This window comes from Stenotrophomonas rhizophila (assembly GCF_000661955.1).
Classification (GTDB): Bacteria; Pseudomonadota; Gammaproteobacteria; order Xanthomonadales; family Xanthomonadaceae; genus Stenotrophomonas; species Stenotrophomonas rhizophila.
In genome coordinates this window covers 319,459-336,824 of sequence record NZ_CP007597.1, presented here as the reverse complement: position 1 = coordinate 336,824, position 17,366 = coordinate 319,459, and the positions used below count along the sequence as shown (strand labels likewise).

Here is a 17,366-nt window from a genome sequence, read left to right as displayed (position 1 = left end):
TCAGTCGTCCAGCTTGGTCAGCAGGTAGTTCGGCTCGCTGATGCGTTCAATCAGGTCGAGCTGGGTTTCCAGCCAATCGATGTGCTCTTCCTCCGAATCGAGGATCTTCACGAACAGCTGGCGGCTCACGTAGTCGCCTACTGAATCGGCGTAGGACACCGCGTCGCGCAGCGTGACCACGCCATCGCGCTCCAGCGCCAGATCGCACTGCAGGATCTCGGTGGGATTCTCGCCGATGCGCAGCTTGCCCAGCGCCTGGAAGTTGGGCAGCCCTTCAAGGAACAGGATGCGATCGGACAGCATGTCGGCATGCTTCATCTCTTCGATCGATTCCTTGTACTCATGATCGGCCAGTTCTTTCAGGCCCCAGTTCTTCAGCATCTTGGCGTGCAGAAAATACTGGTTGATCGCGGTCAGCTCGTTGTAGAGGACCTTGTTGAGGAATTCGATGACTTTTGCGTCGCCCTTCATGAGCCTGCTCCTGCTGCGTGTGAACGCGCGCACTGTAGCGCTTCGCGCCGGGGCATGAAGAAACGCGAATCGTGCTCAGTTGCGCCCGGCGTCCTGCACCGGTAGTGCCGGCCGCTGGCCGGCGCCGCAGAAATCTCTGTTACGTGCCGCCAGCCGGCAGTCAGGCGACCTGCGCCAGGCCCAACACAGGCAGCGGCAGATCGTGGGTCGCGCTGAACTTGGCCAGCAGGTCGGCTGCCATGTCCAGGCAGGAACCGCAGGTGGCGCCGCAGCCGGTGCGCATCGTCAGTTCGGACACGCTCGCGACACCGCTTTGGGCGGCTTCACGGATCTGGTGGTCGGTAACCCCGTTGCAGATACAAACGTACACGTGCGGACTCGGCAGGCAGGCCAGGAAGGGCCTGCCGCTATTCCAATAGAAATGCGAATGGTTGTCAATTTCGTATCTGAATCATTCTCGATACGGTTCAGACAGGCCAGCCACGGCTGAACGCCGTGGCGCACCCCCTCACGGCGCGCCCGGGTCGCCCTTGGCCTTCCGCGGCCAGTAGCCCCGCTTGGGCGGCGTGCGCTTGCGCGGCCGATCGTGCCCGGCGGTGTTGCCCGGCATCCAGGCTTCCTGGGCCGACTTGGGCATCGATTCCACCCCGGTGCCGGCCACGCCACGCGCCAAGGGCGCCAGGTGGCGCAGCGCGCGTGCATAGACCCCGCGCTTGAACATCACCACGTGCTCGACCGGGTACCAGAAATCCACCCACCGCCACTGGTCGAACTCGGGGCTGTCGGTATGGTCCAGCGTCACATGGGATTCGTCGCCGGACAGGCGCAGCAGGAACCACACCTGCTTCTGGCCGATGCACACCTGCTTCTCATTGCGCCGGATGGCGCGTGCGGGCAGCCGATAGCGCAGCCAACCCGGTGTCGCTCCGAGGACTTCGACGTGCTCGGGCAACAGCCCCGTTTCTTCGTGCAACTCGCGATACATGGCTTCGACGGGCGTCTCGTCGGTATTCATGCCGCCCTGCGGAAATTGCCAGCCATCCCGGCGCACACGTCGTGCCCAGAACACCTGCCCGTCTTCCCGCATCAGCACAATACCGACGTTCGGTCGATAGCCGTCCGGATCGATCACGATGCGGACTCCTAGAAAAATCTACTGATCCGACTTTGACACGCCCGCTGCCCACTCACAAGCGTGATGAAAAAGTGTTGACAGATCCCCGATACATCTCCAGAATTACCGGCTCCCTAGGCTATGTAGCTCAGCCGGTTAGAGCACAGCACTCATAATGCTGGGGTCGGTGGTTCGAGTCCACCCATAGCCACCAAGTTAACCCTTGGTTTTGTAGGGAAAAAGTGCAATACTTGCACGCACATATTGCCCCGTCGCCAAGCGGTAAGGCACCTGACTCTGACTCAGGCATTCGGTGGTTCGAATCCATCCGGGGCAGCCAAATAAAACAAAAGGCCTGATCGAAAGATCAGGCCTTTTGTTTTATTTGGTGCGGTTAGCTGGGCGCATGGCGCCCAGCACCCCAACCTTGCGCAGCAAGGTTGGGGTCCACCTCGTTTACCTCCACATCCCCGCGCCTGTCGGCGCGCCCCCTTGGATTCCAAGGGGGCTGCTTCGCCTGATGGGGTGTGAGGGGTGCTGGGCGCCGCTGGGTGCCGGTGGGTGGGTAGGTGGCGTTCGCCATCGCCGGCGGGGATGCGCCGCGATAACCAGGCGATGACACGAATGCGGCCAACGGCCGGAGGATAGAAGAGCAGAATCGCGGTCACGGCCATCGCGAGCGACGCCATCGGCCTGCGGAAGGCCTGCGTGGTTGCCGGCCAGCGGCCGGCACTACCGATCAAAATCCCCAGGCGCCCGCCCCGTTTTGCCCCGCCCTTCCCATGCGCGCCAGCCAACTGTCGAGGGTCGGCGCGGGTGGGTTGGCGGGACCCTGAGCCGCATGGATGCGGCGACGGAGCTTACATGGGTGAGGGCGCTTTGCTTGCGAGGCACTGCCTCGCAAGCGCCCGAACGCCCAGCCGCCAGCGGCTGGGCCGGGCCGCGGAGCGGGACTTGCAGCGTGTCCCGACAATCCACCCGCGCCGACCCAGCCAGCGGATACGCAGAGCAGACGCTCTCGCTCCGGCCCTATCGGCCCCCACAAACGACAAAAGCCCGGCCGAAGCCGGGCTTTTGCTGTCCTCCCAGCGGGATCCCGAAGGATCCCACGCCAGGCGCGATGGATCAGCGCTTGGAGAACTGGGTGGCGCGACGTGCCTTGTGCAGGCCGACCTTCTTACGCTCGACTTCACGGGCGTCACGGGTCATGAAGCCAGCCTTGCGCAGCTCGGACTTCAGGGTTTCGTCGTACTCGACCAGCGCACGGGCGATGCCCAGGCGGATCGCACCGGCCTGACCGGTGGTACCACCGCCAGCGGCGGTGACCATGATGTCGAAGCTTTCGGTGTTCTTGGTCAGTTCCAGCGGCTGACGCACGATCATGCGTGCAGTCTCACGGCCAAAGAACTCGTCCAGCGGACGGCCATTGACGGTGATGTTGCCGGCGCCCTTGCGCAGGAACACGCGGGCGGTGGAGGACTTGCGGCGGCCGGTGCCGTAGTTTTGAGTGATAGCCATGATTAGATATCCAGAACCTGAGGCTGCTGAGCGGCGTGCGGGTGCTCGGAACCCGAGTACACCTTGAGCTTGCGGTACATGGCGCGGCCCAGCGGGCCCTTCGGCAGCATGCCCTTGACGGCGGTCTCGATGACACGCTCCGGGTGGCGCTCAAGCGCCTGGGCCAGAGTTTCGGTCTTCAGGTTGCCGATGTAGCCAGTGAAACGGTGATACAGCTTGTCCTGCAGCTTGTTGCCGGTGACGACAATCTTTTCTGCATTGATGACAACCAGGTAATCACCGGTATCAACGTGAGGGGTGTAAACCGGCTTGTGCTTGCCGCGCAGACGGCGGGCCAGCTCGGTGGACAGACGGCCCAGCGTCTTGCCGGAAGCGTCGACGAGATACCAGTCGCGCTGGACGGTCTCGGACTTTGCAGTGAAAGTGCTCATGAAAGAACTCAAGTAGGTCGGGCTCATTACGGCGCTGAACGGCCGGAACTCTGCCACGCGTTGTGAAGAGGCGGGATTGTACTGGCCAACCCCGCCACTTGCAAGTTGCCCCCTGCCCCGGCTTGGCACGCCGCGCCCACGGGGCGAGAATCGACGGTCCCCCGCTGCACGCTGCCACCCCGCCATGACCGCCACCCGCCAGATCACCCCGCTCGATCACCTGCTGACCGAAGCCCAGCGCGCCCTGGACACGGTGTTTGGCAACCCGCCGGCCAGCCGCCCCTACCCGGCCGACACCACCCCCGACGTACAGATGAACACCCCCGAGCGCCGCCACGCGGCCGGCCTGATGCGCATCAACCACGTCGGCGAGGTCTGCGCCCAGGGCCTGTACTTCGGCCAGGCCGCCGTTGCCCAGGAAGCACAGACCCGCGCCCACCTGCTGGAAGCGGCCCAGGAAGAAACCGACCACCTGGCCTGGTGCGCCCAGCGCCTGCGCGAACTGGACAGCCGCCCCAGCCTGTTCAACCCGATCTGGTATGCCGGCAGCTACACCATCGGCACCCTCGCCGGCCTGCGCGGGGACGGCTGGAACCTGGGCTTCGTGGTCGAAACCGAGCGCCAGGTCGAGGCCCACCTGGACGAACACCTGGACACCCTGCCCCCGGCCGACCTGCGCAGCCGCGAGATCCTCAAGGTGATGAAGATCGACGAGGCCCGGCACGCCGACCACGCCGAACACGCCGGCGCCCGCAAGCTGCCCTTCCCGATCCCCGGGGTGATGGCGCTGGCCTCCAAGGTGATGAAGACCATCGCCTATCGCGTGTGACCTCCCGTCCCGGCTGAGGGGCCCGACCGGCGGCCAGACACAAAAAACGGCCCGGTGTCTTCACACCGGACCGTCTTCGGTTGGCTTCCGTGGCGCCAGGTTCTACGCGACCCTGGCACCCCGGCGCGGGGCCGTCCCGCCTGTGCAGCACCGCCACGAGTTGCCCCGGGCGGCTGTCACCTGTCGCCTTACTCGGCCAGGTTGCGGCCGTGGAACAGCTCTTCGATCTCACGACGCAGCAGCGCCTCGATCTTCATGCGCTCCTTGAAGGAGATGTTCTTGGCCTTCTCTTCGAACAGGTACTGGTCGAGGTCGAAGTCCTTCAGGTGCATCTTCGTGTGGAAGATGTTTTCCTGGTAGACGTTGACGTCGAACATCTCGTAACGCGACTTGATGTTCTTGGCCAGGAAGTTCTGGATCGAGTTGATCTTGTGATCGATGTAGTGCTTCTTGCCCTTCACATCACGGGTGAAGCCACGCACGCGGTAGTCCATGATCACGATGTCCGATTCCAGACTCTCGATCAGGTAGTTCAGCGCCTTCAACGGCGAAATCACGCCGCAGGTGGCCACGTCGATGTCGGCGCGGAAGGTGGCGATGCCTTCCTGCGGGTGCGTTTCCGGATAGGTGTGCACGGTGATGTGCGACTTGTCCATGTGCGCGACCACGGCGTCGGAGATCAACTCCTTGCCGGCCTGCTTCTTGTCGATCACCGGCTCTTCCGAGATCAGGATCGTCACCGAGGCACCCTGCGGATCGTAATCCTGGCGCGCCACGTTAAGGATGTTGGCGCCGATGATCTCGGCGACATCGGTCAAGATTTGAGTAAGCCTGTCGGCGTTGTACTCTTCATCGATGTATTCAATGTAACGCTGACGCTCCTCTTCGGTGCGCGCGTAACACACGTCATAGATGTTGAAGCTCAGCGCCTTGGTGAGGTTGTTGAAACCCTGCAACCTGAGGCGAGGCAACGGCTTGACCACGGCGGTCGATCCTGTGAGTGGTGGGAAAGGGGGAATTATGGGGCAAAGTGATCGGGGGCGAAACTTGCATTGACACGAGTAGCTGTGCTTTGTTTGCCCTTAACAAATCGGATCGTTAAGCTCGCGGCACATAGCCGTGAATTGTTCATGAGCAAAGGGAGCGCCTCAACCGTGTCAACAGTGCGCCTTGCCGCAAGTCCATTGGCCCTGGATATCGCCACCATCGACCGGTTTCTGGCCCACAGCCATCGTCGCCGCTATCCCGCCCGCACCGACGTGTTCCGCCCCGGAGACCCGGCTGGCACCCTTTACTACGTGATCAGTGGCTCGGTCTCTATAATTGCTGAGGAAGAGGACGATCGTGAGCTGGTCCTCGGCTACTTCGGTTCAGGTGAGTTCGTCGGCGAGATGGGCCTGTTCGTCGAATCGGACCGCCGCGAGGTGATCCTGCGCACTCGCACCCCCTGCGAACTGGCTGAAATCAGCTACGAACGCCTGCACCAGCTGTTCCTCGGCCCGCTCTCGGCCGATGCCCCGCGGCTGCTGTATGCGCTGGGCCAGCAGATCTCCAAGCGCCTGCTGGACACCAGCCGCAAGGCCAGCCGGCTGGCGTTCCTGGACGTTACCGACCGTATCGTGCGCACCCTTCACGACCTGTCCCGCGAGCCGGAGGCCATGAGCCACCCGCAGGGCACCCAGCTGCGCGTGTCGCGCCAGGAACTGGCCCGGCTGGTCGGCTGCTCGCGTGAAATGGCCGGCCGCGTGCTCAAGAAGCTGCAGACCGACGGCCTGCTGCATGCCCGCGGCAAGACCGTGGTCCTGTACGGCACCCGCTAACCCCCGCGCGCGCGGTAGAGCCGACCGTTGGTCGGCTACCTGGTCGGCTACCCGGTCAGCTCCCCCATGCCACCCGGCACGCTATTAGACACCCCACCCGGCATCCCGCCGGGCTCGGACTGCCCACGGTTGCCGGCCAGCTGCCGGCACTACCCGGCAGCACCCCACCCGGCCTCCCGCCGGGCCCGGACTGCCCACGGATGCCGGCCAGCGGCCGGCACTACCCGGCTGTTTCCCGGTAGGCTGGCGCCATGGAGCTTGGCAGCGAATTCTATTGGTTCATCCTGATCGGCCTGGGCGCGCAGCTGGTCGACGGCGCGCTGGGCATGGCCTTCGGGCTGATCTCGTCCTCGATCCTGCTCAGCATGGGCCTGCCGCCGGCGGCGGTGAGCGCCAGCATTCATACCGCGGAAGTCTTCACCACCGGCGCGTCCGGGGTCTCCCACCTGGTGGCCGGCAATGTCGACCGCCGCCTGTTCCTGCGCCTGGCCATTCCCGGCGCGGTGGGCGGGGTCGTAGGCGCCTATGTGCTGACCCAGTTGCCGGGGGAGTTCATCCGCCCGTTCATCTACTGCTACCTGCTGGTGCTGGCGATCTTCATCCTGCTGCGCGCGGCGGGGCGGCTGATGCCGGCCCAGGAAGTGAAGCGGGTGCCGGTGCTGGGCTTCTTCGCCGGCCTGCTGGATGCCAGCGGCGGTGGCGGTTGGGGTCCGGTGGCCACCTCCACCCTGCTGGCCCGGGGTGGCCAGGCCCGGACCACCATCGGCACGGTCAACGCCGCCGAGTTCGTGGTCACCCTGGCGGTCTCGATCACCTTCCTGCTGACCATGGGCCTGCAGTACCTGAACATCGTGGCCGGCCTGCTGATTGGCGGGATGATGGCCGCACCGGTTGCCGCGCTGCTGGTGAAGCGGGTCAAGGAGCGCTGGGTGCTGGTGGGCGTGGGCGTGCTGGTCCTGGCGATCAGCCTGTTCCAGATCGGCCAGGCCCTGCTGCAATGGCGCGCCGCCTGAGCCGGTTGCGTCATCCGGTCTGGAAGACGCCAGACGCATATTCAATCGCGTCGGTCAGACCGGATCGCCAGCTCGATCGACGCAGCCCCAGTTGAGGATCGGCGTGCCCAGCGGCAGCACCTGCCGGAAGTGCGCCACCCGCGAGGCCTTCGGGTTCACCACCACCGGCGCCTTGGCGGCCAGCAACAGCGGCAGGTCGGCACTACTGTCGGAGTAGGCAATGGCGATCTCGCCGTAGCCGCGCTCGCGCAGCATGCGCATCTTCTCTTCGTTGTGGCAGTGGCGCGTGGCAACCACCGCGCCCAGGCACGGACCGACCTCGGTACCGATCACCGGCACGCCCTGGTGGGCGACGAAGGTGAGGATGGCGCGGGCCAGCTCCGGCGGCGCGCCGGTGGCCACCACCACCCGGTCGCCCTGCTCACGGTGCTGGGCGAACACGTCCAGCGCCACCGGCAACAGCCGGCGGCGGATGTCCGCCTCATGGGTCAGCACGTAGCGGTCGATGGCCTTGTTGAGGTCACGCGCACGGTGCAGGCCGAAGGTGGCGATCCACACATACCCGGAAATGCCGCGGCGGCGGGTGGGCAGCAGCGCCACCAGCGGGCCCAGGATCGGGGTGGCCAGCAGCGCGGCCAGCAGCCGCAACGGGTTGCGCTTGATCAGCCAGGCAAACAGATGGCTGCCCGAGTCACCGTCGTACAGGGTGTGATCGAAATCGAAGACCACCAGCGGGGCGTCGTCGCGCGGCGTTGGGTAGATCGCAGTCATGCGCTGAAGAATAGCTGACGCAGGCCCTCGCCGGGCTCTTCCACCCGCATGAACGCCTCACCGACCAGGAAGGCATGCACGCCGGCGTTGCGCATCAGGCTGACGTCGTCGGCGCCCAGGATGCCGCTTTCGGTCACCAGCAGGCGATCGCGCGGCACCGCCTGGCGCATGTCCAGGGTGGTCTGCAGCGAGACCTCGAAGGTGCGCAGGTTGCGGTTGTTGATGCCGATCAGCGGCACCGGCACCTGGATGGCGCGCTCGAGTTCGTCGATGTCGTGCACTTCCACCAGCACGTCCATGCCCAGCTGCATGGCCAGGTCGGACAGCGCGGCCAGCTGGCGGTCGTCCAGCGCCGCCACGATCAGCAGGATGCAGTCGGCCCCGAGCACGCGCGCCTCGTACACCTGGTAGGCGTCGATCACGAAGTCCTTGCGCAGCACCGGCAGCGTGCACGCGTCGCGGGCCTGCTGCAGGTAGGCATCGCTGCCCTGGAAGAAGTCCACGTCGGTCAGCACCGACAGGCAGCTGGCGCCGCCGAACTCGTAGCTGACCGCGATGTCGGCCGGGTGGAAGTCGGCCCGGATCACGCCCTTGGACGGGCTGGCCTTCTTCACCTCGGCGATCACCGCCGGGTTGCCGGCGGCGATCGAGGCGCGCAGCGCGTCGGCGAAGCCCCGCACCGGCGGCGCCTGCTCGACCCGGGCGATCAGCGCCTCCAACGGCACCTGCGCGCGGCGCGCAGCCACTTCTTCGGCCTTGCGGGCCAGGATGGTGTCGAGGATGTCGCTCTTGTCGCTCATGTCAGTCAGGGTCCTTCAGGCCGGCCATTATCGGCCAGCCATGGGCAAAGCGTGAAACGGACGGCTCAGCCGTCCGCGCGGATGCGCTGGGTGGCCGCCACGTACTGCGCCATGCGCGAACGGGCGCTGCCGTCGGCAATGGCCGCCCGGGCGCGGGCCAGGCCGTCGGCGATGCTGTCGGCCACGCCGGCCACGTACAGGGCCGCGCCGGCGTTGAGGGCCACGATATCCAGCGCCGGGCCGGGCTGGTTGTCGAGCACCGCGCGCAGCATGGCAATGGACTCTTCGGGGTTGGCCACCTTCAGGTTGCGACTGGCCGACATGGCAATGCCGAAATCTTCCGGGTGGATCTCGTACTCGCGCACCTTGCCATCGCGCAGCTCGCCCACCAGCGTGCCGGCGCCGAGCGAGATCTCGTCCATGTTGTCGCGGCCCCACACCACCAGCGCGCGTTCGGCGCCCAGCTCGCGCAGCACGCGTGCCTGGATACCGACCAGATCGGGGTGGAACACGCCCATCAGCACGTTGGTGGCGCCCACCGGGTTGGTCAGCGGGCCGAGGATGTTGAAGATGGTGCGCACGCCCATCTCGCGGCGGACCGGTGCCACGACCTTCATCGCCGGGTGGTGCATCGGCGCGAACATGAAGCCGATACCGGTCTCGGTGATGGCGCGGGCCACCTCGTCCGGGCGCAGGTCGATGACCGCGCCCAGCGCTTCCACCGCATCGGCGCTGCCGGACTTGGACGACACGCTGCGGTTGCCGTGCTTGGCCACCTTGGCCCCGGCTGCCGCCACCACGAACATCGCACAGGTGGAGATGTTGAAGGTGTGCGAGCCGTCGCCACCGGTCCCCACGATGTCCACCAGGTGGGTCTTGTCGTCCACCGGTACGGCCAACGCGAGTTCACGCATCACCGTGGCCGCGCCGGCAATCTCGCCCACCGTTTCCTTCTTGACCCGCAGGCCGGTGAGGATCGCGGCGGTCATCACCGGCGAGACGTCACCGCGCATCACCTGACGCATAAGGTCGACCATTTCGTCGAAGAAGATTTCGCGGTGCTCGATGGTGCGCTGCAGGGCTTCCTGGGGGGAGAAGGTCATGCGGGGTCCTTTGTGGTGCGGGTGCGGCGCGCTCAGCGCTGCAGGAAGTTCTTCAGCAGGGCGTGGCCATGCTCGGTGAGGATCGATTCGGGGTGGAACTGCACGCCTTCGACCGGGTGCTCGCGGTGGCGCAGGCCCATGATCTCTTCGACGCTGCCGTCCGCGTTCTCGGTCCACGCGGTCACTTCCAGGCAATCCGGCAGCGTGGTCTTGTCCACCACCAGCGAGTGGTAGCGCGTGGCCTGGTAGCGATCCGGCAGGCCGGCGAACACGCCCCGGCCCTCATGCCGGATCGGCGAGGTCTTGCCGTGCATGATGGTGCCCGCGCGGATCACATCGCCGCCGTAGACCTGGCCGATGCTCTGGTGGCCCAGGCACACGCCGAGGATCGGCGTGGTCGGGCCGAGCCGGCGGATCAGCTCCAGCGACACGCCCGCTTCGTTGGGCGTGCACGGGCCGGGCGAAATCACGATGCGCTCCGGGGCGAGCGCGGCGATCTCATCGACGCTCAAGGCGTCATTGCGCACCACCTTGACCTCGGCGCCCAGCGTCTGCAGGTACTGCACGAGGTTGTAGGTGAAGCTGTCGTAGTTGTCGAGCATCAACAACATGGTCAGGGTCCGTCTTGAATGAGGAAAATGGCGTACACGTTTTCATTGAAGCTGATCGGCCCGGCCTGCACCGATTCCGGCGGACGCATCGAGCCAGTCGCTTCGACACTGCTCGGCGGCTGCGGTGGGGCTGGTCGGGCAGACCACTTTTCCGCGCGCGGCCAAGTGCCTGCCTGCACGCCATAGGCGAAGCTCGGCGCTACGTCGGAGATGCTGTACAGGCCGGTGATCCGGGCCCCATAGGCCTCGGCCAGCCCCTTGGCGGACTGCCGCGTCTGCGCGGCCGCCTCGGCCTTCAGCTCGGCACGCAGCGCGGCCTCCTTGGAGTAGCCGGGCTGCAGCGCGGTGATCTGCAGGTCTTCGTTGGCGTTGGTGTCGCGAAGAAAACCCTGCAGCGCCTCGGTACTGGCGAAGCTCCCGCGCACGCGGCGGCTGACACGCGTCCCGGCAAATACCTGTTTGCCGTTCTCATAGCGGTGCTCAGGTTGAATGGTCAGATTGTCCGCCCTGACCGTATCGGCCACGGCCCGATGCCGTTTGAGCGCGGCGAGCACGCTCCCCACGTTGTCCTGCACGCGGGCACGCGCTGCATCCGGCTGCATGTCAAGCGCCTTCACCAGGAGATCCACGGTGAAACGGTCGGGCATGACGATGCGCGTCCCCTCCCCCTTCACCAGCAGATGCGGCTGTGACGGGATGGAATTGGCCTGCGCCCATGCGGGGGCGGCCGCCACGGCCAACGTCGACGACAACAGCAATGCGCTTACCAGCTTCATGCAGTGTTCCTTGTCAAAAGAGTGGAGCGGAGCGTGCCGGACGTGCACGAGCGCACCGCAACGAGCCGGAGGCCTTGTCGCGAGGGGTCACAGTGCAGGGGTACGCCAGGGGACAGCAATCAACACGCTCCTGTTGGGGGGAGCCGCCGTGCCGGGGAGCGTTGAACTGGATCTTGCCCGCCGATACGGCGGCAAGGTGCGGTCCGGGACCGCGACGACCTGCCGCTTCCTATTGGAAGCGCCACCACTTGGCTACGTTGTTCAGCGCGGTGCAGGTCATGGGATAGCTCTGAGGTTTCAACCGGATGCAGAGGCCCTGAGGGGCCGTTGCGGCGTACGCGGCTAAGCGTATCAGATCCCGGCTGCCGGGGCGCGGAGGATGCGGGCAGGTCCAGATCGGGGCATGGAATTCAGGGGCAGCGGCACGGGTGACGCAATTGCCACGGCAATGATGGGGCTGCGTCCCAGAGCAGCGGATTGGCCCCTGCTGGTCTGTGACCCGCCCTGCAATTACCGACCTGCGCAGTTGAGGCCGCCATTCCTGACCGCCACCCTTCCCCGCAGTTTCAGCTGCATAGGAGCGTCAGGATGGCGCGAGTGTTCATCGTCGTGGGCGACGGACTCAGCAGTGGCGGCAGTGTGGTCACCGGTTCGCCGTTCACCGATATCGACGGGCACCCCATGGCCCGCGTGGGCGACCGCACCCTCTGCCCGGCGCACGGCCCTGGCACCATCATTACCGGCGATGGCACGCTGATTGTGGATGGCAACGCAGCGGCCAGGCATGGTGACTGGGTGAGTTGTGGGTGCCAGTTGATTGCGGGGCGCCAGTCGTTGGTGTTTGTGGATGAGGGCGCTACATCGACCACCAATGTGCCGGCACCGGCCCCGTCGCGCGAGGCAGGCACTACCTCGCGCTCCCCGGCAGCGCAGCCGGAGCCGGGATCCACATTTATATCAAGGAGAAGGGCTCCAGAATGCTGGGGCGAGGATCATCAGATAGAGGTGGCCACAGATGCATATGGACGCTACTACCTTGTATATGACGAGAACGGAAATCCGCTAGAACTAAGTCTGCGAAGAAAATTCAAAATTTTCGTCCCGTTGAAATCAACAGGCAGCGTGGAAGTACTGGTCCGGATCAAGGCGGCTGCTGTGCAGACTGATGCTGAGGCCGATGAAACAGTGTCCGAAGAGGACATGGACGCAGCCAAGGCACGGATGGAAGCCGGCATCCAGACACTGTGGAACAACAAGTTCACGATGGATGTATTCGACCCCATCTGTGGAATCAGAAACTTACCCATAGACTTCAAAGTGGAGTGGGTCGCCAGAGGCCATCATTACGCGATGAATGTGAGTCCAAGCGAATTGCGTGAGCACGTCGTAAACATGAACATCAACGTGTGGAAAGAAACAACGACGTGGACCTTCGCCCATGAGTACGCGCATTGCTTCGGCGTAGCGGACGAATACTCCTACCACCGGGTAAACACGTGGGCATTGAAATACTATCGTCCTGATGGAACATTGGACCCAGAAGCCATACGAATTCCCGTCAACAAGCCAGATGACGATCCAAGCGCCACCATGATGTCAACCCAGAACAACACCAAGGTCGAGCTTCGGCATGCGTGGCAGATTGCCCTGGAAGCTCAGGCATTCCTAAAGCGTCACACGGGCAGGGATATCCAATGCAGCGTCAGATAGCTCTTTGCATCGCAATGGGATTCATCAGCATACTCAACGCGGGAGATCGCCCCATGGACAGAAACCCTGACTTTGAAGTCACTGCAGGCTGCAAGGGGCAAGCACCTTGTATCTTTGATGGCCGCAGGATCGACTTCGAGATCAGCGTCAGGAACGTCAGGGACTCTTCCATCCATCTCCCCTTGGAATTCATTCGTTACGGAGGCCCTTACATTGTTCTTCATGACAACCGTACGCAACGTCATCTGACGCTTCCCTCGCACATGTTCGATGGCGCCCTTCTATCTAACCTGACAGTGGTAGCACCAGGCCAGTCGGTGTCTATATCAGCATCCATCGATGCCTCCTATCTGGAGGCATGGGGAGGCGCAAGTGCAGATGTGACCGCCGTGGTAGAGCTCGGCGCCCCCTTGGAAGGCTCCACAGAATTCCGTCTGATTGGAAAGACTGAGCTTCGAATCGTCGGAAGCAAGGCCGCCAGACGCCAGGGGTAAGCAATACGCCCCTGCCAACACGCCATTGCCTACCGTCTCAGTCGGCAGGTTGAAGGCCAGCCGCCCCGATCCGTCACCCCGGACTCACAGCCCCTTGGCAGCCTGCGCCACGGCACGGAAGAGCGCGCGGCCCTTGTTCATCGTCTCGTCCCATTCCTTGCCGGGATCGGAGTCGTACACGATGCCGGCACCGGCCTGTACGTGCAGGCGGCCGTCCTTGATGACGGCGGTGCGGATCGCGATGGCGGTGTCGGCATCGCCATGCCAGCCGATGTAGCCGATGCTGCCGGCGTAGACGTTGCGCTTGATCGGCTCCAGCTCGCGGATCACTTCCAGCGCGCGGATCTTCGGGGCGCCGCTGACGGTGCCGGCCGGGAACGTCGCACGCAGCACGTCGGCGTAGCTCAGGCCCGGCTGCAGCTTGCCGGTCACCTCGCTGACGATATGCATGACGTGGCTGTAGCGTTCGATCACGAACTGCTCGCCCACTTCCACCGTGCCCGCCTGCGAGACGCGGCCGGCATCGTTGCGGCCCAGGTCGATCAGCATCAGGTGCTCGGCGCGCTCCTTGGGATCGGCCAGCAGTTCGGCTTCCAGGGCGTTGTCTTCGTCCACCGTGGCCCCGCGCGGGCGGGTGCCGGCGATCGGGCGCACGGTGACGTTGCCATCCTGCAGGCGCACCAGGATCTCGGGCGAAGAGCCCACCACCTGCACGTCACCGGTGTCCAGGAAGTACATGTACGGCGACGGATTCAGCGCGCGCAGCGCACGGTACACATCCACCGGGCGCGCCTTGAACGGCACGCTCAGGCGCTGGCTGAGCACCACCTGGAAGATGTCGCCGGCGCGGATGTACTCCTTGGATTTGTCGACCGCGGCAATGAAGCCCTCGCGGGTGAAGCCGGACACGAAGTCGTTCTCGTCGAGCACATCGCGGGTGATCGGTGCCGGATAGCCCGCGCCCGGTGCACGCAGCTTGGCCACCAGCGCATCGAGCTTGGCCTGTGCCTGGTCCCACGCTCCGCGCTGGCCCGGGTCGGCGTGCACGATCAGGTACAGGCGGCCCTTGAGGTTGTCGAACACCGCCAGCTCTTCGGAGTGCAGCAGCAGGATGTCCGGCGTGCCCAGTTCGTCGCGGCCACGCGGCGGCGCCAGGCGCGGCTCGATGTAGCCGATGCACTCGAACCCGAACCAGCCCACCAGGCCGCCGGTGAAGCCCGGCAGGCCGGCCAGCTTGGGCACCGAATGGGCGCTGCGCAGCGCCTCGACCTCGGCGAACGGGTCGGCCACCTCACGGGTTTCGACCACCTGGCCCGACTCGCTGATGGTCAGGGTGTGGCCGTGGAACGCGTACACCCGGCGCGCCGGCAGGCCGATGATGGAATAGCGCCCGAAGCGTTCACCGCCCTCGACCGATTCAAACAGATAGGTATGCGGGCCGTCGGCGAGCTTCAGATAGACCGAAAGCGGCGTGTCCAGGTCGGACAGCACTTCGCGGACGACGGGGATGCGGGTGTGGCCTTCAGCGGCCTGCTGCTGGAACTGCTCGAACGTGATCAAGACGACTTTCCTTCCGGGATGCGGCGGGGGTGGGACGGACGACGGCAACAGGCCACCATCGCCACCAACGGCGAGCGGAAGAAAGGGTATGCGGGGTCGTCAGAATGGACACCCGGTGACTGTATCGCAGCTGGGGGTGCCAGGGAAACCCTGGCGGCCCGCCACGTTCGGTCAGGGCGGCGACAGCAGGTGGCTGCCCGGGTGCAGGTGCATGCGGACCCGCGCGGCCACGCATTCGATGCGGAAATGGCGGGCCTTCACCGGCTCGCCGTCCAGGTTGAGGGTGATTGGCTGGTCGGCCTCGATCTCCACCCACGGCGCGCGGGTGCGATGGGCCACCTGCTCCAGCGCCCCCTGCTTGCCGCCCTTGAGCAGCGCGCCGATGGTCGAGGCGACTTCGCCGGTGAGTTCGGGAATCACGGTGACATCGAGCAGACCGTCGTCGATCACGGCATCCGGGCACAGCACCTGCCCGCCGCCGGCCTGGCGCCCGTTGCCGATGCCCAGCGCGATGAAGCCGCCCTCCCAGTCGAAACCCGGCGCGCGCAGGCGTGCACGGATCGGGTCGATCCGGCCCAGCCGCGAGATGCCGGTCACCAGGTAGGCCAGGCCGCCAAGCACCTTCTTCAGGCCTTCATCGGTTTCCACGGTGACCTCGGTTCCGAAGCCGCCGCTGGCGACATTGGCGCACCACCAGCGCTTGCCGTCGGCATCGATGTTCAGCAGGTCGACCGGGCGGGCCGCCTCCTGCGCGATCAACGTCAGTGCTTCCAGCGGCGCATCGGGAATGCCGGCAGCGCTGGCGAAATCATTGGCGGTGCCCAGTGGCACCAGCCCCAGCGAAGGCAGCGCGTCGGCCGGCTCCGGCCGGTGCGCGAGGGTCTCGGCCACTTCGCTCAGGGTGCCGTCACCACCGGCGGCGATGATGGTATCCACGCCGTGGTCGATCGCCTCGGCCACGTAGCGCTCGGCGTCGCCATCCTCCCAGGTCACCCGCACCTCCAACTGCACACCGCGCTCGCGCAGGGCGTGCACGGCCTCGCGCAGATCCGTGTTGCCGGTGGACTTGCCGTTGAGGATCAGACGCCAGCGGGTACGGCTCATGCAGCACTTCCACGAGAGGGGGAGGCGCAGGCTAGCAGGGCCGCCGTCGAGGCCGGTGAACGTCATCAAACGGTCACCGAAGGCCCGGAGAATAAAAGGCCATAGCAGGGACGATGGATGGAGGCAGGATCAGCCTCCGAGTATTCCCAGGGCCGCATCCGTGAGGGTGCGGCCTTTTTTTTGCTTTCCGTGGCACCGCCCGCCCCTACCCCGTCACACTCTTGCGCGCTTCTTCCACGCTACGTCCCAGAATGCACACGGCCTCGTGGAACAGGCCACCGGTCACCGCTAACGTCTTGGGCCGGCAACTACCGAGCACTGCTGATGGACTGGCAAGCGATGTTGAACGAGCTCAATCAGGCGATTCTGGACAACCTGGCGAACAGCGCACCCGATGTACTGAGAGACCGCATCAATGGGCCTGCCGAAGAGCAGGAGCGATTCCAGCGTGTTGTCACGGCCACCCAGGAGGCGCTGAGCGGGGAACGACACTGGTTCGGATGTCCCGGGGCGTCCGAACAGGAAATATCAGCACGGGAGGCCCACCTGGGGGTGGCCTTTCCTGACAGCTATCGCGCGTTCCTGAAGGCATCCAATGGCTTCATCATTCCGGGTAGCTTCAACGGCCCATTGCTCCCGGTGTCGGAAGTGCAGCTGTTTGGCGAAACGAACGCGTGGATATGCGAACTGTGGGCGGAGGCCGATTACCCCGAGATCACAGCGGAAAGTCGCTTGAAGGGATTGATCCGGGTTTCGTCCACCGGGCTGTGGACCAGCGACTACCTGCTGGTTGAACCAAGGCCCCCGACCGCTGACTGGCCATACACGGCCTACTGCTATGACCGCATGGGCGTGAACGAGCTGGAGACCTTCGCGGACGTCATTGCCGGAGAGATCCGGTGGCAGAAAAGCATGGCGGGCGCTGGATGACGACTTGGAGCAGCGCGCGGGTCGGCCCGGTCGGATCACGTCGCGTGTGCTTCTAGGTACGAAGTTTCCCGCCCTCTACATGCGGAATGCTGGCGATCTTCTGCTGGGACAACCCTGTGGCCTTTTGAATCGCATGCCCGTCCACGGGACACACAGGGCGCTCTCGCGATGGGCTGCATTCGCCTTTCAGACGTTCATCGGCTTCCGCCACGCTTCCCATCAGCTCGGCAAAAAGTTGCGTGTCCATGGTCATGTCGAGCTCCCGATCCAGGCGCGTGTGAACGCAGGCGTTTCGATGAAGATCGTTGCCG

The 17,366-nt window shown here is 65.0% G+C and carries 20 protein-coding genes and 2 tRNA genes; 8 read left to right on the top strand and 14 right to left on the bottom strand.

From position 1 onward, the window contains the following. The 3 genes from bfr to DX03_RS01440 all read right to left on the bottom strand — a co-directional run bounded on the left by bfr (position 1) and on the right by DX03_RS01440 (position 1,603). On the bottom strand, positions 1-471 hold the full coding sequence (bfr, locus tag DX03_RS01450) for a bacterioferritin (RefSeq protein WP_038685798.1): 471 nt from the start codon (positions 469-471) through the stop codon (positions 1-3). A 160-nt stretch (positions 472-631) separates the two neighbouring features. Beyond that, positions 632-841: a (2Fe-2S)-binding protein gene (locus tag DX03_RS01445; protein WP_038685797.1), complete on the bottom strand. Its 210-nt coding sequence runs from the start codon at positions 839-841 to the stop codon at positions 632-634. Between the two features lie 138 nt (positions 842-979). Then, entirely contained in the window at positions 980-1,603 is a 624-nt protein-coding gene (locus DX03_RS01440) for an RNA pyrophosphohydrolase (RefSeq protein ID WP_038685796.1), read from the bottom strand. Between the two features lie 119 nt (positions 1,604-1,722). Here DX03_RS01440 and DX03_RS01435 point away from each other — a divergent pair. Next, positions 1,723-1,799 (top strand) — tRNA-Met (locus tag DX03_RS01435). 51 nt (positions 1,800-1,850) lie between these two features. Continuing rightward, a tRNA-Gln gene (locus DX03_RS01430) sits at positions 1,851-1,925 on the top strand. A 785-nt stretch (positions 1,926-2,710) separates the two neighbouring features. Here DX03_RS01430 and rpsI read toward each other — a convergent pair. Both rpsI and rplM read right to left on the bottom strand, forming a co-directional pair. Beyond that, the gene (gene rpsI / locus DX03_RS01425) at positions 2,711-3,103 is read right to left on the bottom strand and encodes a 30S ribosomal protein S9 (RefSeq protein WP_017354549.1); all 393 of its coding nucleotides are present in this window, start codon (positions 3,101-3,103) and stop codon (positions 2,711-2,713) included. Positions 3,104-3,105: 2 nt separating this feature from the next. Continuing rightward, positions 3,106-3,534: a 50S ribosomal protein L13 gene (gene rplM, locus DX03_RS01420; RefSeq protein WP_038685795.1), complete on the bottom strand. Its 429-nt coding sequence runs from the start codon at positions 3,532-3,534 to the stop codon at positions 3,106-3,108. Between the two features lie 184 nt (positions 3,535-3,718). Between rplM and coq7 the strand changes: the two genes are divergently transcribed. Beyond that, positions 3,719-4,363 carry a 2-polyprenyl-3-methyl-6-methoxy-1,4-benzoquinone monooxygenase gene (coq7, locus tag DX03_RS01415; RefSeq protein ID WP_038685794.1) on the top strand — a complete coding sequence of 215 codons (645 nt, stop codon included), beginning with the start codon at positions 3,719-3,721 and terminating at the stop codon, positions 4,361-4,363. A 188-nt stretch (positions 4,364-4,551) separates the two neighbouring features. Here the strand turns inward: coq7 and speD are convergent, their stop codons facing one another. Further along, the gene (speD, locus tag DX03_RS01410) at positions 4,552-5,346 is read right to left on the bottom strand and encodes an adenosylmethionine decarboxylase (RefSeq protein ID WP_025874620.1); all 795 of its coding nucleotides are present in this window, start codon (positions 5,344-5,346) and stop codon (positions 4,552-4,554) included. Positions 5,347-5,493: 147 nt separating this feature from the next. Here speD and crp point away from each other — a divergent pair, with 147 nt between their 5' ends. Both crp and DX03_RS01400 read left to right on the top strand, forming a co-directional pair. After that, positions 5,494-6,183: a cAMP-activated global transcriptional regulator CRP gene (crp, locus tag DX03_RS01405; protein ID WP_038685793.1), complete on the top strand. Its 690-nt coding sequence runs from the start codon at positions 5,494-5,496 to the stop codon at positions 6,181-6,183. 251 nt (positions 6,184-6,434) lie between these two features. Then, entirely contained in the window at positions 6,435-7,196 is a 762-nt protein-coding gene (locus tag DX03_RS01400) for a sulfite exporter TauE/SafE family protein (protein WP_038685792.1), read from the top strand. 54 nt (positions 7,197-7,250) lie between these two features. Here the strand turns inward: DX03_RS01400 and DX03_RS01395 are convergent, their stop codons facing one another. The 5 genes from DX03_RS01395 to DX03_RS01375 form a co-directional block, all read right to left on the bottom strand. After that, on the bottom strand, positions 7,251-7,967 hold the full coding sequence (locus tag DX03_RS01395; protein WP_038685791.1) for a haloacid dehalogenase-like hydrolase: 717 nt from the start codon (positions 7,965-7,967) through the stop codon (positions 7,251-7,253). Then, positions 7,964-8,767 carry an indole-3-glycerol phosphate synthase TrpC gene (trpC, locus tag DX03_RS01390; RefSeq protein WP_038685790.1) on the bottom strand — a complete coding sequence of 268 codons (804 nt, stop codon included), beginning with the start codon at positions 8,765-8,767 and terminating at the stop codon, positions 7,964-7,966. Before trpC ends, DX03_RS01395 begins: the two co-directional genes overlap by 4 nt. Before the next feature lie 65 nt (positions 8,768-8,832). Further along, positions 8,833-9,870: an anthranilate phosphoribosyltransferase gene (trpD, locus tag DX03_RS01385; protein WP_038685789.1), complete on the bottom strand. Its 1,038-nt coding sequence runs from the start codon at positions 9,868-9,870 to the stop codon at positions 8,833-8,835. Positions 9,871-9,902: 32 nt separating this feature from the next. After that, the gene (locus DX03_RS01380; protein WP_038685788.1) at positions 9,903-10,481 is read right to left on the bottom strand and encodes an anthranilate synthase component II; all 579 of its coding nucleotides are present in this window, start codon (positions 10,479-10,481) and stop codon (positions 9,903-9,905) included. A 2-nt stretch (positions 10,482-10,483) separates the two neighbouring features. Next, positions 10,484-11,257 carry an SIMPL domain-containing protein gene (locus DX03_RS01375; protein ID WP_038685787.1) on the bottom strand — a complete coding sequence of 258 codons (774 nt, stop codon included), beginning with the start codon at positions 11,255-11,257 and terminating at the stop codon, positions 10,484-10,486. 588 nt (positions 11,258-11,845) lie between these two features. Here DX03_RS01375 and DX03_RS20520 point away from each other — a divergent pair. Beyond that, the gene (locus DX03_RS20520; protein WP_081797117.1) at positions 11,846-12,967 is read left to right on the top strand and encodes a PAAR domain-containing protein; all 1,122 of its coding nucleotides are present in this window, start codon (positions 11,846-11,848) and stop codon (positions 12,965-12,967) included. Between the two features lie 53 nt (positions 12,968-13,020). Further along, on the top strand, positions 13,021-13,461 hold the full coding sequence (locus DX03_RS21015) for a hypothetical protein (RefSeq protein WP_161578743.1): 441 nt from the start codon (positions 13,021-13,023) through the stop codon (positions 13,459-13,461). Between the two features lie 84 nt (positions 13,462-13,545). Here DX03_RS21015 and trpE read toward each other — a convergent pair whose 3' ends face one another. Both trpE and yegS read right to left on the bottom strand, forming a co-directional pair. Then, positions 13,546-15,021, bottom strand: a complete 1,476-nt coding sequence (trpE, locus tag DX03_RS01365; RefSeq protein WP_038685785.1) for an anthranilate synthase component I — start codon at positions 15,019-15,021, stop codon at positions 13,546-13,548. Between the two features lie 171 nt (positions 15,022-15,192). After that, complete coding sequence (gene yegS / locus DX03_RS01360) at positions 15,193-16,125, bottom strand: lipid kinase YegS (protein WP_038685784.1); 933 nt, start codon at positions 16,123-16,125, stop codon at positions 15,193-15,195. 324 nt (positions 16,126-16,449) lie between these two features. On the opposite strand from yegS, the gene DX03_RS20335 reads away from it, so the two are divergent. Next, positions 16,450-17,055 (top strand): SMI1/KNR4 family protein, encoded by a 606-nt coding sequence (locus tag DX03_RS20335; protein WP_185753430.1) that lies wholly within the window; start codon positions 16,450-16,452, stop codon positions 17,053-17,055. 52 nt (positions 17,056-17,107) lie between these two features. On the opposite strand, the gene DX03_RS01350 is transcribed toward DX03_RS20335, so the two are convergent. Next, positions 17,108-17,308 carry a hypothetical protein gene (locus DX03_RS01350; RefSeq protein WP_185753429.1) on the bottom strand — a complete coding sequence of 67 codons (201 nt, stop codon included), beginning with the start codon at positions 17,306-17,308 and terminating at the stop codon, positions 17,108-17,110. Positions 17,309-17,366 lie beyond the last annotated feature (58 nt).